The organism is Paenibacillus sp. FSL R10-2199 (assembly GCF_038000235.1).
Lineage (GTDB): Bacteria > Bacillota > Bacilli > Paenibacillales > Paenibacillaceae > Paenibacillus_AQ > Paenibacillus_AQ phytohabitans.
In genome coordinates this window covers 5,372,712-5,396,605 of record NZ_JBBOBO010000001.1, presented here as the reverse complement: position 1 = coordinate 5,396,605, position 23,894 = coordinate 5,372,712, and the positions used below count along the sequence as shown (strand labels likewise).

20 protein-coding genes are annotated in these 23,894 nt (G+C 51.8%); all 20 read left to right on the top strand.

The features are described 5' to 3' along the window. Window positions 1–22 precede the first annotated feature (22 nt). The 20 genes from NYE33_RS23600 (at window position 23) to NYE33_RS23505 (ending at window position 23,754) form a co-directional block, all read left to right on the top strand. Window positions 23–1,768: an ABC transporter ATP-binding protein gene (locus NYE33_RS23600; protein WP_341067860.1), complete on the top strand. Its 1,746-nt coding sequence runs from the start codon at window positions 23–25 to the stop codon at window positions 1,766–1,768. After that, entirely contained in the window at window positions 1,752–3,596 is a 1,845-nt protein-coding gene (locus NYE33_RS23595; RefSeq protein ID WP_341067859.1) for an ABC transporter ATP-binding protein, read from the top strand. Before NYE33_RS23600 ends, NYE33_RS23595 begins: the two co-directional genes overlap by 17 nt. Before the next feature lie 148 nt (window positions 3,597–3,744). Next, window positions 3,745–4,425 carry a response regulator transcription factor gene (locus tag NYE33_RS23590; protein ID WP_076245971.1) on the top strand — a complete coding sequence of 227 codons (681 nt, stop codon included), beginning with the start codon at window positions 3,745–3,747 and terminating at the stop codon, window positions 4,423–4,425. Then, entirely contained in the window at window positions 4,422–6,176 is a 1,755-nt protein-coding gene (locus NYE33_RS23585) for a sensor histidine kinase (protein ID WP_341067858.1), read from the top strand. The genes NYE33_RS23590 and NYE33_RS23585 overlap by 4 nt, the downstream gene beginning before the upstream one ends. A 56-nt stretch (window positions 6,177–6,232) precedes the next feature. After that, the gene (gene pssA, locus NYE33_RS23580) at window positions 6,233–6,757 is read left to right on the top strand and encodes a CDP-diacylglycerol--serine O-phosphatidyltransferase (protein ID WP_042137216.1); all 525 of its coding nucleotides are present in this window, start codon (window positions 6,233–6,235) and stop codon (window positions 6,755–6,757) included. Between the two features lie 6 nt (window positions 6,758–6,763). Continuing rightward, window positions 6,764–7,258: a DedA family protein gene (locus tag NYE33_RS23575; RefSeq protein ID WP_039291658.1), complete on the top strand. Its 495-nt coding sequence runs from the start codon at window positions 6,764–6,766 to the stop codon at window positions 7,256–7,258. A 194-nt stretch (window positions 7,259–7,452) separates the two neighbouring features. Continuing rightward, window positions 7,453–10,575 carry a GNAT family N-acetyltransferase gene (locus NYE33_RS23570; protein ID WP_341067857.1) on the top strand — a complete coding sequence of 1,041 codons (3,123 nt, stop codon included), beginning with the start codon at window positions 7,453–7,455 and terminating at the stop codon, window positions 10,573–10,575. 20 nt (window positions 10,576–10,595) lie between these two features. Beyond that, complete coding sequence (locus tag NYE33_RS23565) at window positions 10,596–11,471, top strand: amidohydrolase family protein (RefSeq protein ID WP_042137220.1); 876 nt, start codon at window positions 10,596–10,598, stop codon at window positions 11,469–11,471. A 203-nt stretch (window positions 11,472–11,674) separates the two neighbouring features. Continuing rightward, window positions 11,675–12,433: an alpha/beta fold hydrolase gene (locus tag NYE33_RS23560; RefSeq protein ID WP_341067854.1), complete on the top strand. Its 759-nt coding sequence runs from the start codon at window positions 11,675–11,677 to the stop codon at window positions 12,431–12,433. An 18-nt stretch (window positions 12,434–12,451) separates the two neighbouring features. Beyond that, window positions 12,452–13,579: an NAD(P)/FAD-dependent oxidoreductase gene (locus tag NYE33_RS23555; RefSeq protein WP_042137222.1), complete on the top strand. Its 1,128-nt coding sequence runs from the start codon at window positions 12,452–12,454 to the stop codon at window positions 13,577–13,579. Between the two features lie 142 nt (window positions 13,580–13,721). Beyond that, complete coding sequence (locus NYE33_RS23550; protein WP_341067853.1) at window positions 13,722–15,341, top strand: ABC transporter substrate-binding protein; 1,620 nt, start codon at window positions 13,722–13,724, stop codon at window positions 15,339–15,341. Next, entirely contained in the window at window positions 15,338–16,327 is a 990-nt protein-coding gene (locus NYE33_RS23545; RefSeq protein WP_341067851.1) for an ABC transporter permease, read from the top strand. The genes NYE33_RS23550 and NYE33_RS23545 overlap by 4 nt, the downstream gene beginning before the upstream one ends. Further along, a complete protein-coding gene (locus NYE33_RS23540) occupies window positions 16,324–17,190 on the top strand; it encodes an ABC transporter permease (protein WP_340840764.1) in 867 nt (288 codons plus the stop codon). Before NYE33_RS23545 ends, NYE33_RS23540 begins: the two co-directional genes overlap by 4 nt. Then, on the top strand, window positions 17,190–17,951 hold the full coding sequence (locus tag NYE33_RS23535; protein WP_042137225.1) for an ABC transporter ATP-binding protein: 762 nt from the start codon (window positions 17,190–17,192) through the stop codon (window positions 17,949–17,951). Before NYE33_RS23540 ends, NYE33_RS23535 begins: the two co-directional genes overlap by 1 nt. After that, window positions 17,951–18,700 carry an ABC transporter ATP-binding protein gene (locus NYE33_RS23530; protein ID WP_341067849.1) on the top strand — a complete coding sequence of 250 codons (750 nt, stop codon included), beginning with the start codon at window positions 17,951–17,953 and terminating at the stop codon, window positions 18,698–18,700. Before NYE33_RS23535 ends, NYE33_RS23530 begins: the two co-directional genes overlap by 1 nt. 24 nt (window positions 18,701–18,724) lie before the next feature. Further along, entirely contained in the window at window positions 18,725–19,789 is a 1,065-nt protein-coding gene (locus NYE33_RS23525; RefSeq protein ID WP_340945770.1) for an aminotransferase class V-fold PLP-dependent enzyme, read from the top strand. Then, a complete protein-coding gene (locus tag NYE33_RS23520) occupies window positions 19,786–20,937 on the top strand; it encodes an amidohydrolase family protein (protein WP_341067847.1) in 1,152 nt (383 codons plus the stop codon). The genes NYE33_RS23525 and NYE33_RS23520 overlap by 4 nt, the downstream gene beginning before the upstream one ends. A 245-nt stretch (window positions 20,938–21,182) precedes the next feature. Continuing rightward, the gene (locus tag NYE33_RS23515) at window positions 21,183–22,214 is read left to right on the top strand and encodes a SpoIID/LytB domain-containing protein (protein ID WP_341067845.1); all 1,032 of its coding nucleotides are present in this window, start codon (window positions 21,183–21,185) and stop codon (window positions 22,212–22,214) included. After that, window positions 22,184–22,429 carry a hypothetical protein gene (locus tag NYE33_RS23510; RefSeq protein ID WP_341067844.1) on the top strand — a complete coding sequence of 82 codons (246 nt, stop codon included), beginning with the start codon at window positions 22,184–22,186 and terminating at the stop codon, window positions 22,427–22,429. Before NYE33_RS23515 ends, NYE33_RS23510 begins: the two co-directional genes overlap by 31 nt. A 125-nt stretch (window positions 22,430–22,554) precedes the next feature. Next, window positions 22,555–23,754 carry a hypothetical protein gene (locus NYE33_RS23505; RefSeq protein WP_076245994.1) on the top strand — a complete coding sequence of 400 codons (1,200 nt, stop codon included), beginning with the start codon at window positions 22,555–22,557 and terminating at the stop codon, window positions 23,752–23,754. The last annotated feature ends 140 nt before the right edge of the window (window positions 23,755–23,894 follow it).

Genomic DNA, 23,894 nt, shown 5'->3' with positions numbered 1-23,894 from the left:
TGATGAGATGAAGGTGACCTGAATGTGGAAACTCAGGGGGTTCATGAAGCCGTACGTACTCTGGTGCGTGCTCGCCCCGCTGTTAATGGTAGTTGAGGTTGTTATGGACCTGCTGCAGCCGGCACTGATGGCCAGCATCGTGGACAAGGGCCTGATGATGAATGATCTGCCGCATATTATTTCAACAGGCGGGATCATGCTTGGGGTTGCAATTATAGGTATGATCGGCGGTGTAGGCTGTACTGTTTTTTCAAGTATCGCTTCACAGAATTTCGGAAATGATCTGCGGATCAGGCTGTTTGAGCATATCCAGACCTTCTCTAACCGGAATCTGGACCGGCTGAAGACCGGATCGCTGATCACCCGTTTAACGAATGATGTGGTGCAGCTGCAGACTTTCATGCAGATGATATTACGGATGTTTGTACGGTCTCCACTGCTGCTGATCGGCAGTCTGGTGATGGCGATCCGGATCAGCCCGTCGCTGGCGCTAATCCTGCTGGCTGCGGTGCCGCTGCTGTTCATTCTGCTATACGTGCTGATCCGTCTATCTTTTCCTTTGTTTGCAAGAATGCAGGAGAAGCTGGATGGGGTAAGCAATGTGCTGCAGGAGAACCTGTCCGGCATCCGCGTAATCAAAGCTTTTGTCCGCGCGGGACATGAGCAGAAGCGGTTCGATGCCGCTAACACAGACTATACCAATACCGGAATTAGAGCCATTCGCCTAATGGCGCTCAACATGCCGCTGATGATGCTTATCCTGAACGCAAGTATTATTGCCGTTCTCTGGTTCGGCGGTCTGCAGAACTGGAGCGGCAAGCTGCCGGTGGGTGAGCTGATCGCATTCATTAACTATGTAACCCAGCTGCTGATGTCCATGATGATGCTGAGCAATATGCTCGCGTTCGTATCACGGGCTAAGGTGTCAGGAGACCGGGTGAATGAAGTGTTCGCAACCACAAGCGAGATTTCAGATGCTTCTTCGGCGATTAGTGATGTAATTACACATGGCCGGATCGAATTCAACCATGTCTCGTTCGCCTATAACCGGGCAGATGAGAATCTTGTGCTGGAGGATATCAGCTTTGTTGCGAACCCCGGCGAGACAGTTGCTATTCTTGGGGCCACCGGTGCCGGCAAATCGACTCTGGTCAGCCTGATTCCACGGTTCTACGAGGTGTTGTCCGGAGCTATTGCCATTGACGGAACAGACATCCGGCAGATTGGCATTGATCATCTGCGCAGCCGGATCGGCTTCGTAATGCAGCAGTCGCTGCTGTTCAGCGGCAGCATCAGGGACAATATCCGCTACGGCCGTCCGGAAGCAACAGATGCAGAGGTAGAGCAGGCAGCTATAGCCGCCGAAGCACATGGATTTATCAATACGCTGCCGCAAGGCTATGATACCTTGCTCGGGCAGCGCGGCGTTAATCTGTCCGGCGGACAGAAGCAGCGGCTGTCCATCGCGCGTGCGCTGCTGATTCAGCCCGCCGTTCTGATTATGGATGACAGCACCAGCGCGCTGGATGCGGTAACGGATGCGCGGATTCGTCTGCTTCTGAAGACTCAGCTGCGGAACTGCACCATAGTGATGATTGCCCAGCGTGTATCGTCAATCATTGATGCGGACCGGATCCTGATCCTGGAGAATGGCCGGATTGCTGCCCAGGGCACCCATAAAGAACTGATGGCAGACAGCGAGATTTACCGGGATATCCGGGAGTCGCAGCTGAAGGGAGAGGAGGAGCCTTATGTCCAGTCATCCTAATCAGGCACAGGCCCCCGTTCGACCAGGCGGGTTCGGCGGGGGTCCACCCGGCGGCCGCGGAGCTGTGGTGCCGAAGGTTCGCGCGAAGAACCGTATGGCTACGATCAAGCGTATCTGGTCCTATCTGAACCGTCAGCGTACGGGACTCATTATGGTCTATATATTTACAATTCTTAATGCCTTAGTAGCACTAATCGGGCCTTACCTGCTCGGAAAAGCAATAGACTCGGCAATTATTCCCCATGATTATGGGCTGCTCGTCCGGTTCTGCATCATGCTGGGCGGTGTTTACCTGCTCGGCAGCGCCGTCTCCTGGGTACAGGCCTATGTAATGACTTCCGTGTCACAGAGAACGGTGTTCGAGCTGCGGCGTGATCTGTTCGCTAAATATCAGGAGCTGCCTATAGGCTTCTTCGATACGCGTGCCAATGGCGAGCTGATGAGCCGGGCAACCAATGACATCGACAACGTATCGAACTCATTGAATCAAAGTGTTACCCAGCTGCTGAACAGTCTCATCACATTAAGCGGCTCGCTGGTCATTATGCTGATGCTGAACGTTCCGCTGACGGTTATCGCATTGGTGACGATCCCGCTGGTCCTGCTGGCCAGCCGTAAGATTACAGGCTTGAGCCGGATCTATTTCAAGAACCAGCAACAGCATCTGGGGGAACTCAACGGCTTCATTGAAGAAGCGATCAGCGGCCAGAAGGTGATTAAGCAGTACCGCAGAGAAGAAGCGGAAACGGCAAGATTCCGCGGAATGAGCAGTGAACTCAATAAGGTCAGCATTAAGGCGCAGATTGTATCCGGGCTGGTCGGTCCGGTCATGAACCTGATTAACAATCTGGATTTCGCGCTGATTGCCAGTGTGGGCGGATGGATGGCATTTAAAGGCCTGGCTACGGTTGGTGTTATTGTCAGTATGCTGAACTACGCCAAGCAGTTCAGCCGGCCGATATCCGAGCTTGCGAACCAGTACAATCTGATCCAGTCGGCAATTGCCGGAGCGGAGCGTGTATTCGAAGTGATGGATATGCCTTCGGAGTACACCGGCGAGCAGCCGCAAGAGCTGCCCCGGGTGCACGGGGAAGTGATTTTCCGTGATGTGGTCTTCGGCTATCAGGCGGATGCTCCGATCTTAAGCGGTGTAAGCTTCGAAGCGAAGCCTGGCGAGAAGATCGCACTCGTCGGCCCGACCGGGGCAGGGAAGACCACTATTGTTAACCTGCTGACCCGCTTCTACGAAATTAACAGCGGGGAGCTGCTGATCGACGGACGAGATATCCGCGAGCTGAACAAAAATGAGCTGCGCAGCCAGTTAGGTATGGTACTGCAGGACGCGCATGTATTCTCAGGAACAATTCGTGAGAATATCCGGTTCGGCCGTCTGGACGCTACCGACCGCGAGGTTGAAGAAGCTGCGAGCCTGGCTAATGTCAACGGATTCATCGCAAGATTGCCGCAGGGATATGATACGATGCTGGGTACAGAAGGAACGACACTCAGCCACGGCCAGCGTCAGCTGCTGACGATTGCCCGTGCCATCCTTGCGGATCCGGCTATCCTTATTCTCGATGAGGCGACCAGCAGCGTCGATACCCGGACTGAAATGCATATCCAGCAAGCGATGCGGACCCTGATGAAGGGCCGGACCAGCTTCGTGATTGCCCACAGGCTCAGTACGATCCAGGATGCCGACCGGATTCTCGTCATCCAGGGCGGTCAGATCGCCGAGCAGGGCAGTCACGAGCAGCTGCTTGCCCTTAAAGGTGTATACCATGAACTGTATAACAGCCAGTTCAAACATGCGGTTCAGGCAGGGTAAGGCAGCAACAGTACATTTGATAGTTACTTTTCAGGAGGGCAGCGCAATGCGCTGCTTCTTTTTTTGGGAAAATTTGAACCAGGGCACATAAAGGACATAACACTCGACTATGCTGAGTGGTATAAACGGGCGGAAAGCGGGGACTACATTGAAGAAAAAATTGCTGCTCGTCGAGGATGAGCTGCGTATCCGTGAACTGGTATGTGATTATTTCATCCAGAACGGCTGGGAAGTGCGCGAAGCCGATAACGGACAGGATGCGCTCCTCTGGTTCGATTCACTTCTGCCGGATCTGCTGATTCTGGATATCATGATGCCCAAGATGAATGGATTTGAGGTCTGCCGGGAAATCCGCAGGCAATCAGCGATCCCCATTATTCTGCTGACCGCCAAGTCTGCAGATGACGACAAAATATACGGCTTTGAATTAGGTGCAGATGATTATGTAACCAAGCCCTTCAGTCCCAAAGTGCTGGTGGCCCGGGCAAACGCGCTGATGAAACGGGCCCAAGGCACACATCTGCCGGATTCGGGCATTGTGAAGTTTGGTTCGGCCATCTTCAACACGCTGGCACACCGTCTGGAGGTAGAGGGTGCAGAAGTCGAGCTTACCCCGAAGGAATATGATCTCTTATGGCTGCTGATCCGCAATAAGGGGATTGTGATTTCCCGGGATACGATCCTCAGCCGGGTCTGGGGAATTGAATTTGAAGGAGACTCCCGTGTCGTGGATAGCCATATCAAGAAACTGCGCAGCAAGCTGGGTTATGAATCCCGCTATATCCGTACGGTCATCGGTACAGGGTACAGGTTTGAGGTTGAGGAATGAGAAGACGCGGAATTACCTTTAAGCTGTTTGTGATGACCGTGATCTTTTTTGTATGTTTTTACGGGATGGTGATCTTGAGCCAGCTGCTGTTCTTCGACAGCTTCTACCAGAGCCAGAAGGAGAACAGGGTGGAAAAGCATCTTAAGAGCTTCGGGACGGGCTATACGAAAGAATCCTGGGGGCGGAGCCGTACTTCCCGCGAACTGGTCCGCTTCATGCTGCGCAATAAGACTCAAATGGTCATTCTGAAGCTGGATGGCCGAATGAAGTCTGAGGATCCGTTCCGGATGAAGGTGATGGATGGAGACGGCAAGATTCAGGTGATTCCGATGTCCCTGTTCATGAACGAGTACGGGGATCCGCTTAGGGCAGCCAATCTCAAGGAAAATGATCAAGTCACCGTCCTGGGAGAACGTCTCGAGGAAGACAATGACCCCGGGAATCTGATCTATCCGCTCACGATTACGAAGCAAGGCGGTCCGCAGATCGGCGAGGAGCCCGATGATGGGATGAGCACTATTTCCGGGACAATCACTGAACTTGTATTACCGGATCTGAAAGTCTGGAACCCGCGGCAGGGCATCCTCTTCGAAGCCTTGGAGGACTGGTTTCCTCTGACACTTGATCAGAATGAAGAACTCCGTAATCTGAACATAGTGAAAGAGGAGTGGACCGCTCCTTGGAGCGGTATCCGGAATTCTATCATCATCCTTCCGGTCAAGCAGGCGAACGGGGAAGTGGAGCTCTTATTCACGGTCACCTCCCTGCAGGATGTTAAGGATTCGAATGTGGCGCTGCGCTGGTTCTTTTTATATCTGGGGATCGGCGGGTTTGTTCTGATATTGGTCCTGTCGCTGTTCTATTCCAAGATGGTTACCCGGCCGCTGATTAAGCTCAATAATATCGCCAAACGGATGGTGTCGCTCGATTTCACAGGTCATTCTTCGATCCGTCAAAAGGATGAGCTGGGCAGCTTGTCCAAAAGCATGTTCACTTTGTCGCAAAGTCTGGATGCTGCACTGGGTGAGCTTCGTGAGGCGAATCAGCAGCTGGTTGAGGATATGGAGCAGAAGAAGAAAATGGAGCAGATGCAGCAGGACTTTTTTGCGAGCGCCTCTCACGAATTGAAGACTCCTCTCAGTATTATCAAGGGTTTCGCCGAAGGTCTGGAGGATGGGGTAAGCGCCGGCAAACAGGATCATTATATCAAGGTCATTATCGAGGAAGCTGACAAGATGGAGTTTCTCGTCAAAGATATGCTGGATTTAGCCAAGCTGGAGTCCGGAACCATCAAACTCCGCAAAAGCTCCTTTATGCTGAGTGAAATGACCGAGAAGGTGACGGACAAGCTAATACATTCACTCGGTGACAAGCAGCTGAATGTGGTAATTATTCCGGCGAACGAGCGGCCGCTTTATGCCGATGCGTCCTGGATTGAGCAGGTAATCAGCAACCTGTTGACCAATGCGATCAGACATGCGGAGCATGGCAGTACAATAACCGTTGCCGTGGAGGGTCAAGAGAAATCACTTTCATTCAACATACACAATAAGGGTGAGAATATCCCCGAAGATCAGCTGGAGCAGATCTGGGAGCGCTTCTACCGGGCGGAGGCTTCACGCAGCCGTCTGACAGGGGGAACCGGACTCGGGCTGTCGATTACGAAGCAGATACTCGATATGCACGGCTGCCGGTATGCAGTGATAAACACAACGGACGGCGTCTGTTTTAGTGTGACCTTTGAAGGCTGAACGGACTTATTACAACCTGTCAAGAATTCTTATATTTGAGAAAGGAGTGAAACAGCATGAAATGGAACTGGCTGCCTTCAATGTGCACACTGGGAAACCTGGGACTTGGATCAGTTTCCTTGCTTTTCACCATTCAAGAACGTTACAATCTCGCCTTACTAATGATACTGCTTGCGGCAATATGTGATGTGATGGACGGATTACTGGCAAGAATGCTCAATTGTACCAGCGATTTCGGCAAACAACTGGACTCTCTGGCAGATATTATTTCCTTTGGGCTTGCTCCAACCTTCCTCATATTGTTGTACAGGCTGGAGAATATGCAGTGGCTTGGACCTGTTGCAGCGATTGCATTCCTGATCTGCGGGGCGCTGCGCCTGGCCAGATTTAATCTGTCTGCGCCTTCGAAGGGGTTCACGGGGATGCCGATTACGGCTGCAGGCGTTATTTTATCAATGATTGCATTGGTGGATGAACGGATGAAGCCGGAGCTGGTCATCGCCGTAATGGGGCTGCTGTCACTGCTCATGGTAAGCCGGATTCCATTCCCGTCGTTCAAAAAATTCGTCAACAGGAAGTGAAGCCTTATGCCCTGGATCATGGAGATGATCTCGCAATACGGATATATAGCTATATTTGCACTGCTCGCGCTGGGACTTCTTGGACTCCCCGTTCCCGATGAGCTGCTGATGCTGTTCGTGGGCTATCTATCTTCTACCATGGTGCTGAATTTCTCAGTTTCGGTGCTGGTGTGCTTCATCGGCTCAATAACAGGTATGCTGATCAGCTATACGATCGGTCTGAGACTCGGGCAGCCGGTGGTAGACAAATACGGGAAATGGATAGGGCTTACGCCGAAGCGGTTCGCGAGTGTGAAACGATGGTTCTTCCGGTTCGGAAACTGGACGGTCTTCATCGCTTATTTCGTCCCGGGCCTTAGACATGTTACCAGCTATATCTCCGGAATCAGTGCAATGTCTTTCAGGAAATATCTGGTTGTCACCGTTGCCGGTGCATTTATCTGGTCGCTCCTGTTTGTCTCTATCGGGTATCTGGTGGGTGCAAGGTTATCCTTTGCATAGCTATTTCATTGTTTTGCAATGACCGGAGCGGGCAGGGTATGATGATAGCTATAGGTAATAATCTTTTATAATCAAAGAAGATATTACTATGGTTAAACCTTCTATTATATACTGTAAAAAACATCCACTTAACTGCCGTGTGTGTACATTGCATTAGGTGCGAACCTATAGTGATGTGAGGAGGGAATACCGTAATGCCGGAAACACAGGAAATAGTTATTGAAGAATACGTGCCTGCCAAACATGCCGCGTCCATTGCCGAGATGTGGAATCGGAGCTTTGAGAGCTGGGGCGGGGACAATACTTACCGGACAGAGGAAAGTGTACTCCGTGAACACGAGAACAGCACGCTGCTCAAGGTATTTCTGGCCGTTGCGGGCGGAGAGGTTATCGGATATTGCAGCTTCTCCCACTACAAAGAGGATACAGGCGCGCTTTATATTCCACTGCTCAATGTCAGACCGGATTTCCATGGACGTAAGGTTGGCAAGAGACTGGTAAGACAAGCTGTCGAGGAGACCATCCGGCTTGGCTGGCCCCGGCTCGATTTGTACACCTGGGCAGGGAACGTCAAGGCGGTTCCTACCTATAAGAAAAGCGGTTTTTTCTGGGAGAAACGGGACGACACCACCCACCTGATGAACTTTATCCCTTCAGTGCTGCAGACCGGAGCGGTGAAGTCTTATTTCGGGAAGATCGACTGGTATAACGATAGCATCCGCGAGATCAACGTTCAGCCTGACGGCCAGGGGGATAACGGATTTGACTATTTTACATATGAATGGCTGAAAGACGGCCTGCAGCTGAAAATGCAGTATGAGCGGAGCGGCCGCGGCCTGCGCCTGATTGAGACGGAGGATTACCGGATACAGGCAACGATTCCTGACCGGCATGAGCTGCCTTTTGGAGCCCGATACCCCATTGTCTATGAAGCTGTGAATAAAAGCGGAAAGCCTTTGGCTCTGGAGATTAAGGGTATAAGCAATCCGCAAATCAGCTTTGAGCTGAACGGAACGCAGGAGATTGAATCCGAGGCACGGATCGAAGGCAGCTTCTTCATCCATCCGGCAGAAGAGGAACAGAGTATCTATCAGACCCATCCGGTTGTTGAGGCCGAACTGCTCATTAATGGCCTGCCCGCCGTATTCAAAATCGGGGTTGAACCCAAATTCCCGGTCAAAGTACAGCTGCAGCTGCCGGACAAAATAGCTTATATAGGCGAAGAGCTTGAAATTGATGTGATTGTCGAAAATGAATACAACGCAGATACGGTGTTCGTCTTCGACCTGCCTGATGATGCTATACTCGCTTTCGGGCAGTCTGCACTTAAAGTCGAAGTTCCGGCAAAGGGCCGGAGAACGGTTACTGTACAAGCGCGGCTGCAAGCCTACGGCATTTGGCATCATAATGTGAAGATCCTTAATGGGGGCAGCAGTCCGGAGGAGGCCGCTTCATTAATTCTCCAGCAGGAGATGAGCCTGGTCTTCCCTGGGGCAGATGCTGCCTTTGGCGGCAAAACGGAGAAGGAATGGATCATCAGCAGCGGAAGATATTCGGCAGTCCTGGAGAAATCCGGCAATACGCTGAAGCTATATGATGGCCGTAAGAATGTCGTTAGCCTGCCTTATCCGAAGTTCGGTCTGCCGTATACCAATGAGTTCAAGAAGGTATCGCCTGTTGAAGTGCAGTATGATACAGATGATGGAGCCATTGTGCTTGAAGCCGTCTATGAACTGACTGCAAGAAAGGGCATGCTGCTGACCATGGTGGTGAAACTGAACAGCAATGGGCTCATCTCCCGGCATTTCAGGATTCATAATCCGCTGGACACGGATCAGGAGGAAGAATTGGTCCTTAAGGACAGCTTCGAGTTCAGCCTTAGGGGAGGCGTTATTCCTTATAACGGCAAGTATCTGGATTTGAAATTAGGCGCAGAAGCTTCCAGCCCGGACTACTGGGATGTGCAGAAGTTTACAGAGAACTGGATGTTCGCTTCCCATGGGGCAATCTCGCGGGGAATCAGCTGGCCGGCAGAATTAGAGCTTATCCAGGAGTCGTGGCTGCATGCAGTTGAGCATTCGCTGGGCCGGATTCCGGCTGGAGGCAAGCTGGAGACAGGTCCGCTGCGGATTGCGCTGGGGACCTGGAATACCTGGCAGGATTTCCGTTCGTTCGCACTGCAGTGCAGCAACACGCGCGATCTCAATTCTGCGCAACAACTGGAAGTGAAGCTTAATCAGGGTAACCCGTTCATCAGCGGTCAGCTTACACTCTCCATTCTGGAGCAGAAGAAGAGTTATTTGGACGGCGAGATCACTGTTTCTTCTCGTGCAGGCAGCATTGAGGAGACATCGATTACGGTACAAGGTGAACACAAGCTCTCGGAAATCAGCCTTCCGCTGACCCGTTCATCAGGCTCTGAGCCCGATCTCCTTACGCTGCAGCTGAATATGGATATTTATGAGAGCTCCAGAGCTTTCCTTGTCCTTCCTGTGTCGGATCAGGTTCTCCGCCGTCAGACTCTGGAGATTGAGCAGTCCCAGGTGCTTGCCGTAGACAACGGAATTCTGCGGATACAGGCCAGCAGCCATTTTGCCCCGGGATTATTCTCGCTGGAGTATCAGGGCCAGGAGTGGCTGGATTCCTCTTTTCCACAGCCCATAGCTAAATCCTGGTGGAATCCCTGGGTGGGTGGGATTTTAACTTCGGTCACTGACATGTCATTACGCAGCTTCATGGAAGAGCCGCGGACCGCTGAGTTCGCTGAGCTCACGGACAACAAGGGTAACCGCTGGTCGGGCATACGCATGAGCGTTACCATTCAGCAGAATGATAAATACAGAGGGCTTATCCTGCATCAGTATTTCATGATGCTTCCGGGTGTGCCTGTGCTTGCTTCTACTGTACACATTGAACAGAATACAGGCACGCCGTTATATCCGCTCGAGCTTGAAACCTCGTCCCATTACCGTGCGGCCGCCGATCTTAAGGACAGCAGAGGGTATCTGAAGAACAGCAGCGGTGAAGAGCTTGTGTATAAGGCAGGAAGAGTCCAGCTGGGGGTTAGAAGTACTAACGGAATCCTTCAAGTGGGCTCCACAGAACGTAAACAGCGTCTGACTCTAGTTACTGCACCGGATCTTACTTCTACAGCCTTGATGGCCAACACTCATGCGGCACTGTCTTATGCCATAGACCCGCTGTATCTTCAAGACGGGGAAGAGCGGTTCAGCAAGCCACAATTCTATCTTATCTCGGATCTGAAGATTCCTGAGCAGGCCTACGCCGATCTGCTGACAATCCGGTTCAACAAATGAGCTGAAGAAAGGAAGCACCCATGAAAATCATTGACGCACATGTACATTATTCGAATATTGATACCTTTCACGAGACAGCCCGGACTTTAGCGCATATCGATTATACCGGCAAAGGACTCCTGGAGGAGTTCCGCCGTTCCGGTGTTGTCGCCGGAGTCGGTATGGGCGTAACGGAGACGGCCGCCGGTGCTTTTCCGGATTCCGAAGCGCTTAATCCCATGCTGCTTGATCTTAGCGGGACACTTCCGGACAATTTGTTTACCTGTGCCGGAATTAATCCGCTGACCCTCCATCTGGACGGGCAGCTGGAGGCGCTGGAACAATCGCTGCAACAGAAGGATGTCGTTGGAATCAAGCTCTATGCTGGGTATTATCACTTCAATGTGGGGGATGAGATCTACGATCCGGTCTACAAGCTGGCCTCTGCTTACGGACTGCCGGTCGTTATTCATGGAGGGCTAACTTACTCTGACCGGGGACTGTTGAAATATTCGCATCCGCTGTCTATGGAAGAGACGTTCCTGAAGCACCGGGATATTACCTTTATGCTCTGCCATCTGGGCGATCCCTGGGTTATGGACACAGCGGCGCTTTTGGAGAAGAATCCGAATCTCTATACCGACCTGTCCGGCTGGATCGTCGGTGACAAGGCTAAGGTGGACCGTCTGCTGACCGAGCAGACCTACACCGATCATTTCCGCCGGGCGATTGTGTTCGCCGAGAAATATGACCGGCTCGTCTTCGGTACCGACTGGCCGCTGGTTCCGCTGGATGCCTACATTACATTCGTGAAGCATCTGATCCCGGAAGCGCACTGGGAGGATGTCTTCTATAATAATGCGCTCCGCGTGTTCCCTAAGCTGGAGGAGCGGATTAGAGAACTGGACAACATTTAACCGCAGAAGCACTTTTATCCATGTGAGACGTAGAACAGTGATCCCCCTCTAACCGGGGAATTACTGTTCTTTTTGTTTTTGCGTGAAATGGGTTGGGGCCAGGGTTTACTCCCGCCTGATGCTTGATGAGGCAACCTGTGCTAAGCTGTTAAGGGTCAGAGTTAACGAAATATAATTATTCCTGCAGATGGAGGGTTAGTTTCATGCCTCATGTGAAAGTTAAAGATCTGGAATTGTTTTATGAAAAAATGGGTACAGGAGAGCCAGTTATTTTTCTGCATAGTAGTTATTCGCGCGGATTATTGGCCTTTTCTAGTCAAATTCTGGATTTCCAAAATAAGTACACCTGTTATTTCCCTGATTTCCGGGGCCATGGCAGAACCAGGTGTGAAAGTCTCGAATGGTCTACGCCTCAGCTGGCGGATGATATCGCAGCCTTCATGGATAGCATGGGTATTGAAAAAGCGCATCTGACCGGCTACAGCATGGGTGCAAATGTCGGACTGTACCTCGCAGTAAATGATCCGGCAAAAGTTGCTACGCTAACTACAATTGGAACCGGCGGATTCTGTGATCCGGCTGGTGCTGAAGACTTTGAGCCGGAGCGTCTGCTGGAGCTTGAGCAACAGGGCATCATCAGTCAGATGAAAGAGAGGCATGAAGAAGCGCATCAAGGGAACTGGCAGGAATTCATGCGGCAATCTGCTAATGACTGGCGTAGATACCCGGACCTGAGCGAAGCACAGTTAAGCAGTATCGGCTGTCCGGTTCTAATCATTGCAGGAGAGCACGATACATACGCTGCAGCGGATAAGATCATTCAGCTAGTCTCGCTGATCAAAGGATCACAATGCCTGATCGTCCCTGGTGCCGGCCACCGGCCGCATATGGGTAGAGAACAGCCGGTGCTGGTGAACGATACGATCCTTGAATTTCTTGCGAAGAATTCTAACCTCAAGTGAAAGGGCTGTACATATCTTATGAAGAAAGTCATCGTAATTGGAGCAGGGATTCTCGGGGCGTCTACAGCCTACCAGCTGACAAAAATGGGGGCAGAGGTGCTGATTGTCGACCGTAAAGATCAAGGACAAGCCACGGATGCTGCCGCAGGCATCATCTGTCCCTGGCTGTCCCAGCGGCGCAATCAGACCTGGTACCGGCTGGCAAAGGCTGGTGCACGATATTATCCTCAGCTGATCGCGGAATTAGAGCATGGAGGCGAAACCCATACGGGCTATGCCCGGGTAGGTGCGCTTAGTATTCATACGGATGATGGCAAGCTGGACAAAATAGAAGAGCGGGCGCGTCTGCGGCTGGCGGATGCACCGGAAATCGGAGAAATTACGCGGCTTACGGCTGAAGAAACCCGTGAACGGTTCCCGCTGCTTGCTGAAGGTTATGCCTCTGTTCATATCAGCGGGGCTGCACGGGTAGATGGACGCGCCCTGCGGGATGCGTTACTTCACGCTGCGCAGCAGCAGGGTACCACCAGAATTACCGGAGATGCGGCGCTTCAATATGAGCCAGGCCGGGTGACCGGGATTACTGTAGGTGCAGAGTGTTACGCGGCGGATGAAGTTATTGTGTGCGCAGGCGCATGGGCGAACCCGCTGCTCCAGCCGCTTGGCATTGATTTCAAAGTCAGCTACCAAAAAGGGCAAATCATGCACTTGCAGGTTTCCGGTCATCAGGAGACGGAAGCATGGCCGGTAGTCATCCCGCCGAGTGATCAATATCTGCTCGCTTTTGACCAGCAGCATATTGTAATCGGGGCAACTCATGAGAATGATGTAAAAGGATATAATACCAGAGTGACCGCAGGCGGCATGCAGGAGATTCTGAATAAGGGGCTGGAAGTGGCACCTGAACTGGCAAACAGCACTTTGGGTGAAGTGAGGGTAGGGTTCCGCCCGTTTACACCAGGCTTCCTCCCGGTCTTAGGTGCTGTCCCTGAATGGAAGGGGCTTCTCGCAGCCAATGGACTGGGAGCTTCAGGACTCACAATGGGCCCGTTTATCGGCAGCCAGCTGGCGAAGCTGGCACTAGGCAGAGAGACCGATATGGATATTAGCGCTTATGACCTCCAGGCAGCGATGGAGAGCAGATGATTACGAATTCATTTCCTGCAATGGAAGGATTAGATTCAATTCTGCCGCTCAATTGAACTTTTGTTTGACAGAAGAAGATGTGTAATCCATAATACAATCCATACTAAACATATATGATTTATATAGGAAGGGTGGATCACACGTGACCAAGTTAAATGCAAAATTTAGAAAAACGATTGGAATGGGGACACTGACAGTAATGTTTGTAATGCTGCTGGCAGGCTGCTCCGGTTCCAACAACAATGCGGACACCAGTAATGGCGCTCAGGCAAGTGCGAGTCCAGCCGCAACGGAAAGCACAAGCACAGCAGAACCTGCTGCAGGAGGTACTTTTACCTATGGCCGGCCGGCTTCAGTAACCTCGTTTGATCTGCATAACCAGATCACGTCGAATAATGCGTTTGCGATTGATAAAGTGTTTGAATCACTGGTCGCTTTTGACAGCAAGGGTGAAATTAAGGACTTTCTTGCCCAGTCTCACACGATCAGCGAAGATGGCTTAACGTATACCTTCGTGTTGCGTGACGGTCTGAAATTCTCGAACGGAACGCCAGTCACAGCAGAGGATGCCGTGTTCTCCCTGAACCGTCATTTGACGGTTGAAGGTCCGCTGGCCATCTCCGCGACGGTCGAATCCTTCAAGGCACAGGATGACAAGACACTGGTAATTAAGCTAAAAGAACCCTACACACCCTTCATCTCTGAGCTGTCGAACTTCTCCAACGGGATCATCCCGAATAACTTCGGCGGCGTCAGTGAAGAAGAGTTCTTCAAGAAACCGGTAGGCACGGGCCCTTTCGTAGTTGAAACCTGGGACCCTGCTGGTGATGTTACCTTCACCAAGAACACAAACTACTGGCAGGAAGGCAAGCCTTATATCGATAAGCTTGTCTATAAACTCATTGAAGACGACAGTCAGGCGATCAACCAGCTGAAGGCAGGAGAAGTGGATGCAGTAGAAGCGCTGTCCCTTCAGAATGCAGGTGAGATTAAGGACGGCACAGACACTACTGTCGTAACGAACGGCAGCTGGGTGACGGAGCAATTGTTCTTCAACACGCTGGATGAGCATTTCTCCGATGTGCATGTCCGCCGTGCACTGGCGCTGGCGCTGGACCGTGACGGTCTGACCAAAGCATTAACCTTCGGCTATGCACAGACCGCCAATTCTTTGCTGCCGACAACGATTCCATACAACGCCAATGATACCCTTAAGTCATTGAACTTCGATGCCGCCGCAGCCAAGGAAGAGCTTGCCAAATCTGCATTCCCTAACGGATTCTCAACCAAGCTGCTTATCGCTTCCGGCAACAGCACAAGAGCCCAGGAAGCACAGATTATTCAGGCAGCAGGCCAGGCCATCGGAATCAAGATTGAGATCGAATCCGTTGAACTTGCCACCTTCCGTGAACGCTTCTTCGCCTATGATTTCGCGGCGATGCTGAACAGCGGTCAAGCCGACTCTCCGGAAGCGAACTCGATCCTGGCGTTCCAGACCGATCCGGAAGGCTTCAGCAAGTCGTACTGGACGCATTACACGAACGATAATGTAACCAAGCTGCTGTATGAGGGCCAAAAAACAGCAGACGGCGATGCCCGCGCAGCCATCTATACCGAGCTGCTGCAGACGCTTGCAGATGAAGTGCCTTACATTCCGCTCTACTACCCGGATATCCTGATTGGTGCCCGTTCTTCGGTGGATGGACTGGTTGTTCTGCCTAACGGCAGTATCCGTCTGGAAGATGTGCGCTTAAGCAAATGATGAATTCCAGGCAAACCTTAACCGGTGCGCAAGGAAACAATGGTTCTTACAAGTGGCTGGGGATAGCACTTGTAAGAGCCTTAATTGTTATCCTCTGCGTGATGACGGCAGTCTTTTTCCTCATACGTATTGTACCCGGCGACCCTGCCAAAATGATTCTCGGAGAATATAGTACGCCCGAAGCGCTTAAGAATATGCATCACACCCTGGGGCTGGATCTCCCGCTATGGGAACAATTCATCCGGTTTATGAAGACCTTGTTCACGCAAGGGGATACCGGCAATTCCATTATTATGGGCACCTCGGCACGAGAGCTGATTATGCAGCGGGCTCCTGTAACTTTGCTGCTTATCCTGATTGCCTGTGTGCTTGCAATTATTACTGCACTTCTGCTTGCTACTGCTGCAGCCACACATAAGGATAAACTGCTGGATCACCTGATCCGCATCTTTCCTGCGATCACTCTCGGTATGCCAATCTTCTGGGTTGGCATCCTTTTGATTCTGCTCTTTAGTGTCCGGCTGGGCTGGTTCCCTGTCGGAGGAGTAGGTGAAGGCTTCACAGGGACGCTGCGAAGCCTGGCGCTGCCGGCGATAACGGTTGCTTTTTCACAGATTCCTACACTGGTCCGCTCGCTCAGGGCGCAAATGCTGGAGGTACTCGAATCCGACTTTGTCGTCACGCTGAGAGCAGCGGGTATACCCTCCAGAGTTATTCTGTTTAAGCATGTCCTGCGCAACTCTGCGCTGCCGACACTGATGCTGCTGGGAGTTAACATCTCTTATCTCATCGGGGGTACACTCGTCGTCGAGCAGGTATTCGGCATCAAAGGGATCGGCAGCCTGCTGTTCACTTCAATTTCGAATCGGGATTTCCCTGTCATCCAAGGAATAGCCCTTTATTGCGCGCTATCTGTAGTGATCATCAGTCTGCTGATTGAAATCATCTCCTGGTGGCTGGATCCCAGAACGAAGGGGAAACAATGACAACTACAACGCCAGATATACAATTGCCAGAGGGCAAGAAGAAAGTAAACGGGCTGAGACGGATATGGAATACCCCGTCCCTGCTGATCGGAATCATAATGTTTGCAGTGCTTATTCTGCTGGCTCTGTTCATCCCTTATTTAAGTCCGTATCATCCGACGGAGCAGAACTTGAGCGCCTTCCTGCAGCCGCCGTCTTCCACCCACTGGCTGGGTACCGATCAGCTGGGGCGTGATTTGTTTACCAGACTGATCTATGCAGCACGGACGGATCTGACTATCATGGTTCTGGCCGAGATCATTCCTTTCTGTACCGGTGTATTATTGGGAATGCTGTCAGGGTATTACGGCAAATGGACCGATAGAATTATTGCACTGATTACAGATACATTTATCGCTTTCCCGTTCTATCTGATCGTAATTATCGTGGCCTTCGCCAGCGGTGCCGGGGAGCGGGGGATTTATATCACTTTCATTCTCGTGGGCTGGATTGTATTCGCCCGTGTGGTCAGAGGTCTTAGCGCATCCTTCCGGGAACAGGAATGGGTGGCTTCTGCCCAGACCCTGGGACTGCCCGGCAGCCGCATTATTCTGCGCCATCTCCTGCCTAATGTATTGCCGCAAGCCGTTGTCGTGCTGATGACAGATATGGTCGGGCTGCTTGTAGCCATTGTTACACTGGGTTATCTGGGTATCGGTATCGCACCGCCTACACCGGACTGGGGGACAATGATCTCAGACGGACAACCCTTCATTACCACCGCCTGGTGGCTGTCAGCAGTTCCGGGATTCGCCGTGGTATATACGGGGATAGCGTTGTCTCTGTTAGGGGATGGCCTGGCCGATATTTGGAGGAAAAAATAATGTCAACTGAACCTGTGCTCGAAATAGAATCATTGACACTTGCAGCCAAGTCGAAAGAAATTCTCGTCAATAATATCAGCTTCTCGCTTGCACGCGGGGAGAGTCTCGGGCTGGTAGGGGAATCTGGCTCGGGCAAGTCGCTTACGCTGCGGGCAATACTCGGCCTCCTTCCACGAGGGGTGGAGCAGACTGGAGGGAGCGTCCGGAGTAAGGTAAGCAGTGCGATGGTATTCCAGGACCCGAGAGGTGCGCTGGACCCGCTCTGTCCGGTTGTGAAGCAGCTGGCAGAAGTTGTGTATTACAGACAACAAGTCAGCCGGAGAGCTGCACGGACGATTGCGCTGGAGCTGCTTGAAAGACTGGGTCTTCCGGATTCTTTGAGAAAAAAGGACCGCTATCCCAGCCAGCTGTCAGGCGGCCAGTGTCAGCGTGTTGTTATCGCATTGGCTCTTGCCTGTAAGCCCGGCATTCTGCTCTGCGATGAGCCGACAACCGCCCTGGACGTCACCGTTCAGCGGCAGATCATCGACACGATCACCAGTCTGCAGCGAGAGCTGGGCTTCGCCATGGTCTTCGTTACACACAATCTGGCAATTGCCGCTAACCTCTGCTCCAGATTGTATGTCATGAAGCAGGGGCAGATTGTCGAGCACGGTGAGACGCTTAGTCTATTGCAGCATCCGGCTGATCCCTATACGCAGATGCTGATCGATTCGGTGCTTCCGTTGCCGGAGCTTGAGCTTGAAGGGAGCGGACAATAATGGATTTAGCTTTGCAGGTGCGGGATTTAACGGTCCGTTACGGCGGATTTACCGCGCTCGACCACATTCAGCTGGATTTGGAGCAGCATACGACGCTTGGACTTGTCGGAGAGTCCGGTTCAGGAAAGTCTACGCTGGCGCGGGTCATTGCCGGGCTGATCGCTCCGGATGGAGGGCAGATTCTGCTGGGTTCCCAGGAATTGCACAAGAAGAGAAGCAGGGAGCAGCATAAGAAGATTCAGATGATCTTTCAGAATCCGGATGCCTCGCTGAATCCCAAGCATTCTATCCGGCAGATTCTGTCTGAAGCCCTGCTGTTTCACCGGATTGTCCACCGTTCCCAAGTGGAGACAAGAAGCAAAGAGCTCCTTAGCCGGGTGCAGCTGGAAGCCAGGTCGCTGGACAAATATCCGCATGAATTCTCCGGCGGCCAGCGCCAGCGGATTGCCATTGCACGCGCTCTAAGTGTGGAGCCGAGCCTGCTGATCGCCGATGAGCCCACAAGTGCACTCGATGTATCCGTGCAGCGGAGCGTATTGGAGCTGTTCCACACGCTCAAGGCTGAGCTTAATCTTACCGTGTTATTCATTTCTCACGATCTCGCGGTTATTCATGCGGTCAGCGATACCGTTGCCGTCATGCGGCAGGGGAAGCTGGTAGAGATCAATACCAAGGATCAGTTCTTCATCCGTCCGGAGCATGAATATAGCCGCGAGCTATTATCGGCGGTTCCGAAGATGCCACAATGAAATCAATTACATCAGGAGGTCTATATGAACCGAGAACCACAAGGATTTGTCCCGCTGTCCCTGTCTGAGTTCAATACATTGACAGGACAGGTCTCTGATCTCTTATCCACCCAGTACCCTCCGGTGATCATTCCGGGGGAAGCCATATTGGGCATTGAAGCGGTAGCTGCAGGAATTGCTGCACCCGGCCGGACCATTCTAAATGTAGTGACTGGACCTTACGGCAGTTTGTTTGGACAATGGCTGGAGCGCGGTGGAGCGACGGTGATTGAAGTGAAAGTTTCATTTGATGAAGTCATTACTGTGGAAGAGGTGGCGTCTGCGGTTGAGCGGTTCCATCCGGTTGCTATTTCTTTCGTACAGGCAGAAGTAGTTACAGGCGGCTCTAATCCTGCGAAGGAAATCTTCGGGCTTGCACGCAAGCATAATCTTATTACGGTAACGGATTCCGTATCAGCAGTAGGCGGAGAGGCTCTGTTAGTCGATGAGTGGTCCGTGGACTTTGCCGTAATGGGTGCGCAAAAAGCACTCGCCGGACCTAACGGCGTCAGCGCAGTCAGCATTTCACCACGTGGCTGGGCATTCCTGGAGTCGAATGAAAGAGCGCCCCGCAATTCCATTCTATCCTTGCTCGATCTGAAGCCGGCACCGGACGGCACGCCGCCGCTTCGCGTCCCGCCAAATATTCCAACACTGGAGGCCAGAGCTCTGATCGTAGCCTTGACGACTGTTGCCGATGAGGGACTGGTTCAAGTGATTAAGCGCCATAAAATTGCAGCAGCTTCTGCCATAGCGGGGATCACAGCTCTGGGTCTTGAACCCTGGCAGAAGAATAGCCGGCATTATTCCACATTGACGACCACGGTTCGAGTGAACGGGGAGCAGAAGCTGCTGATCAAGCAGCCTATCGGCATCGTGGCTCCCGGAGACGGCGAATTATCCGGCCAGCTGCTGCGGATTAACCATTTCGGGGCAAATGCCAACCGGGAAGGTGTTGAAGGCGCAGTGCGGACGCTTGCCGGATTACTGAAGCAGGATGCAGAGCAGGCAGTACAAGCTGCCCGTCAGGTTTGGGGTGAAGCCCTATGATTCTCAAGCATCCGCAATTCCAGGCGTACAGCAGTATCCATATCGCAGGTATCGAAGGCAAACCGTTCGATATTGAAATTCAGAATGGCCGGTTCACTTCTGTTAAGGAAGCAGAACCGCGCCATGTACAGGCGGAACAACCTCAGCAGAAGCTATGGATCAGTCCGGGTATCATTGATCTGCATACACATCTGGCCTGGACAGATTTCGATCATGCCGACCAGCTGAACCGGGACAGCCGGGAGGTTGAAGTGATGCAGGCAGAGGCCTTCGCAGCCACCTTACGGACTGGCGTAACTACTGCGCGTGATGCCGGCGGCATTCTGCCAAGCACCATCCGTCATCTCGTGAAGTATTATCAGCAGCCGCTCCGGGTGCAGACCAGCAGTGAAATGCTGGGCGCAGCGGATGCCAAGGGGGTTAAGCATCTGGAGGGCCGTCTGGCAGAAATCTACGCCACCGGAGCAGGCTGGATCAAAATCATGGCAACAGGCGGTCTAGGCGCGCCTACCGAGAAGGTAACGGAGCCGAACTTCTCGGAGGAAGAGTTCGCCTTCATCGTCCGTCATGCACACGCGAACCGGAAGAAGGTTCTGGTACATACCTGGGGCGGCGTGACAATTGACTGGTCCATCCAGGCCGGAGTGGAATCCATAGAGCATGGGATGTTCCTGACCTGGGATCAGGCAGGCAGACTGGCCGAGTCCGGCGTAGCCTTCGTGCCGACAACTTCGATCTACCGGATCGCAGCTGACCCCAAAGGTGTACTGGCGCTAAGTCCGGTCATCTGTGAACGGGCCGCCCGTGCAGCCGATGCTCATGCCACGGCCATTGGATATGCCAAGCGGGCGGGAATACGTCTTGGATTCGGTACGGATTATGCAACTCCTTCACTGCATGGCTACAACCTGCAGGAATTCGATACGCTGTTGGATTACGGCCTGAACCGGGCAGAAGCATGGAAGTCCGCTACGCAAGATGCAGCAGAGATTCTTGGGAGCGGTCATGAGCTGGGGCGGATTGCCGAGGGCTACATTGCCGATGCGGTCATCTATGCTGCCGATCCCTATCAGGCACAGAATGCAGATCAGCTGCGGAAGAGCATCATCTCGGTGGTTACCGGGGCGGATGAAGCGGGATTAATATAATTATTGAACAAGTAATAGTCGCTCCTTACTGAAATGGCAAGTGGTATTCCATTTCAATAAGGGCGATTTTTTTGTGCTTTCATATCAGATTTGATTAATACATTTTTGTGAATATAAATCATTTATGGATACAAAAAAGTCGGGAAGCGGATATTATTCAAGGCGACTTGGCGGCGGTGTACCTGCAATTATCAGCTTCGTCCCAGGCCGTACGAATTGGCAAGTTGAAGGAGGAACAAGTTCGAATGTTACGCAAATTCATCTCGATATTGCTGCTGGTATCCTTGGTCAGTCCCCACCTGGTGGCGCCTGTCCAGGCAGCACCAACGAATCCTGTTGATCCCGTACTGGCCAAACAGGCAATGAATGTTTATGTGACCATTCTAAAGAGAAAGCAGCAGAAGATTTTTAACCGGGAAGTTGTAAAGAGTGCCAAAGTGCTTAAGGTAATGGAGATACCCAAAGATCAACTTAAAGCGGTGAAGGAAGCCAGCTACCTGAACAATAAAAAATACAGATTTGTATATGCCGCTATCGAATATGACATGGAGCGGGAAAGCAAGTACATGCTGAACGGCATCAACTTCATGCTGGCGGTCATTCAACCGCTCGGTAGAGAATGGGAGGTCGTCGGAGATGAGTACGAGATTGCCCCGGTTCCCTATTTTCTTGAGAACGGCATAGGCTTCGGGAAGAGTATTAACAATGAGGAGGACCGGAGGATAGCCGCAGCCGAAATCCAAATGGCATCAATCCTGAAGAAGCACCAGGATGGCATCTACGTGGATTATGAGGGTAAGACTGTGCCGGATTACAGCATGCATAATATAGCCACCCCCAGTCAACTAAAAGAAGAGATGTCCGGCAGCGCAGCAGCCTTTGGCGCATTATCCGAAGAGTCCCCAGGGGAGATTAATGCCAGTTACAAACGTCCCCGCTATATTCGGGTTATCATGAAGGATGAGCGGAATTTGAAGTATTACGGCTGCGCCGGGGATGACCAATGCGTCAAGGTTCTTGATTTCCTGGATTACTGCAAGCATGTGCTTCCCAACGAATGGGATGAGCATGCACCTGATGAATCGTTAAAGACAGGGGCTATGGCAGTGAAAATGTATGCATGGTACAAGGTGGCTGTCACTCCTTCAGCCCAGGTTGGAGAAGCCGATGTATATGACAGTACGAGGGATCAAAAATTCTTGGCTGATTTGTCGACGATTGGAAAGAAGCCGGAGGATATTCCCATATGCAAAGCATGTTTCATGTGGATGACATAGCCGGTGCCGGATTCAAGGATAATATGGGGAATCTGATTCTTGCGGAGTATCGTGCAGAGAGCTCTGGTAAGGCAAGTGGATTAGTGTCACAGAAGTACTCTACCAATTTGGCCAAGCAGGGAATGCATTTCGATGAGATTCTGCGTTATTACTTCGACAAATCACCCAAGACTATGGACAAGGGAACCATCAATTTTTTCCATTACACCCGATAATGAATGGTGAAGGAGTATAGACTATTATGAAACGAATCAGTTTGTGTATGATGATAGTGTTCTTGATGGTGTGTTCAATACCGGCCGGTATACCTGGCGCCTATCTCACTCAAGGAGCGGCAGCCGTGGGAATGGAAGAACCGGCTGACCCGAATATTCTGACTGAGGATATGATGAAGAATCTTATAGCTAAGCATATCCAGAGCTTCGAGCAAGAAGCATGGGAAAGCGGCGGAGAGCGGACGATGCTCTCCTTCAATGTCAAGGCGGTGAAGCCGATTGATGTTGAAATGGCGCGGAATTTCCTCACGGTGGCGCCCTATGAATTGTCCGGAATGCCTTTCTTAGTGGCATATGCAGCTGTGGAATATAACCTGAAGCAAGAGAGCGAGCAAGGCCTGAACGGCTTGAACTTCCGGATAATCATATTCACGAAGCCGAATGGCGGCTGGAAGATCGCTTCCTATTCCATAGCCCCTGTAACCCAAATTGTGGGCACCCCCTATGCGTTTCAAATTCCCGAAGAAACCCGAATGGTGGAGATTGAAAAGAAGCGGCGGGAGGGAATCCTTGAGAATTATGCAGGTAAGGTAATCGGTTATGTGAACCGTGCTTCAGAGGATCAACTCAAACAAGAGATGACAGGCGGCAATCCGTCGCTGCGGTTGAAGAAATCCGCTTGGCAGAACCGGCTTCCAGACGCGGTTAACCCGTATTACCCACGGCCCGCCAAGATTGCTGTCCACATGAAACTCAAAGAGAACAAGGACTTCTATCCGGGATGTGCGGATGCGCAGGTCTGCATACAGGAGATTGACTTCCTGGAGTACCTGGAAAAGTCATTCCCCCATGTCTGGAAAGGCGATATGAATACTGAAGCCATTAAGGCCGGAGCCCTCGCCTGGAAAATGCGGGCCTGGTACGCCGTGTCCGTCAATCCTCTGACTAAGCAGCCGTCAGCAAGAGTGGATGATACGGATGAACAGGGCAACATCATCTTTTACGCGGATTATAAGCCGAAGAATGACGAGGAGAAGCAGCGGATCGCGAGGCTTGAAGAAGTCTTCCATTCGCCGGGTGTAGCAGGGGTAGGCTTCAAGGACGGCATCTCGGAAGGATTGTTCCTGCCCGGATTTGCCCAGAGCTCCGGTTATGCAGCAGGAGACACAGCTAAGACAGCTGCATCCGGTATATTTTATATGGCGGATACGAAGGAACTGGTCAAGAAGAAGAATGCGGCTCAGCTGATCCAGCATTATTTCAAAGGATCTCCGCAAATGACCAATACTGCATCGGTTACTTTTTTCCGCTATACCGCAGAATAGAACCGGTAGAAGTAGCAAGGGGCATTAACAAAGGGTATTAGCAAAGGCAGGCTGTTGGAGGCGAACTCCTTCAGCCCGCCTTTTTTAGGCTTTTTAGCCGGAGTTAACAACCCTGTCTCCCGGGTAGCTTTAATAAGGAG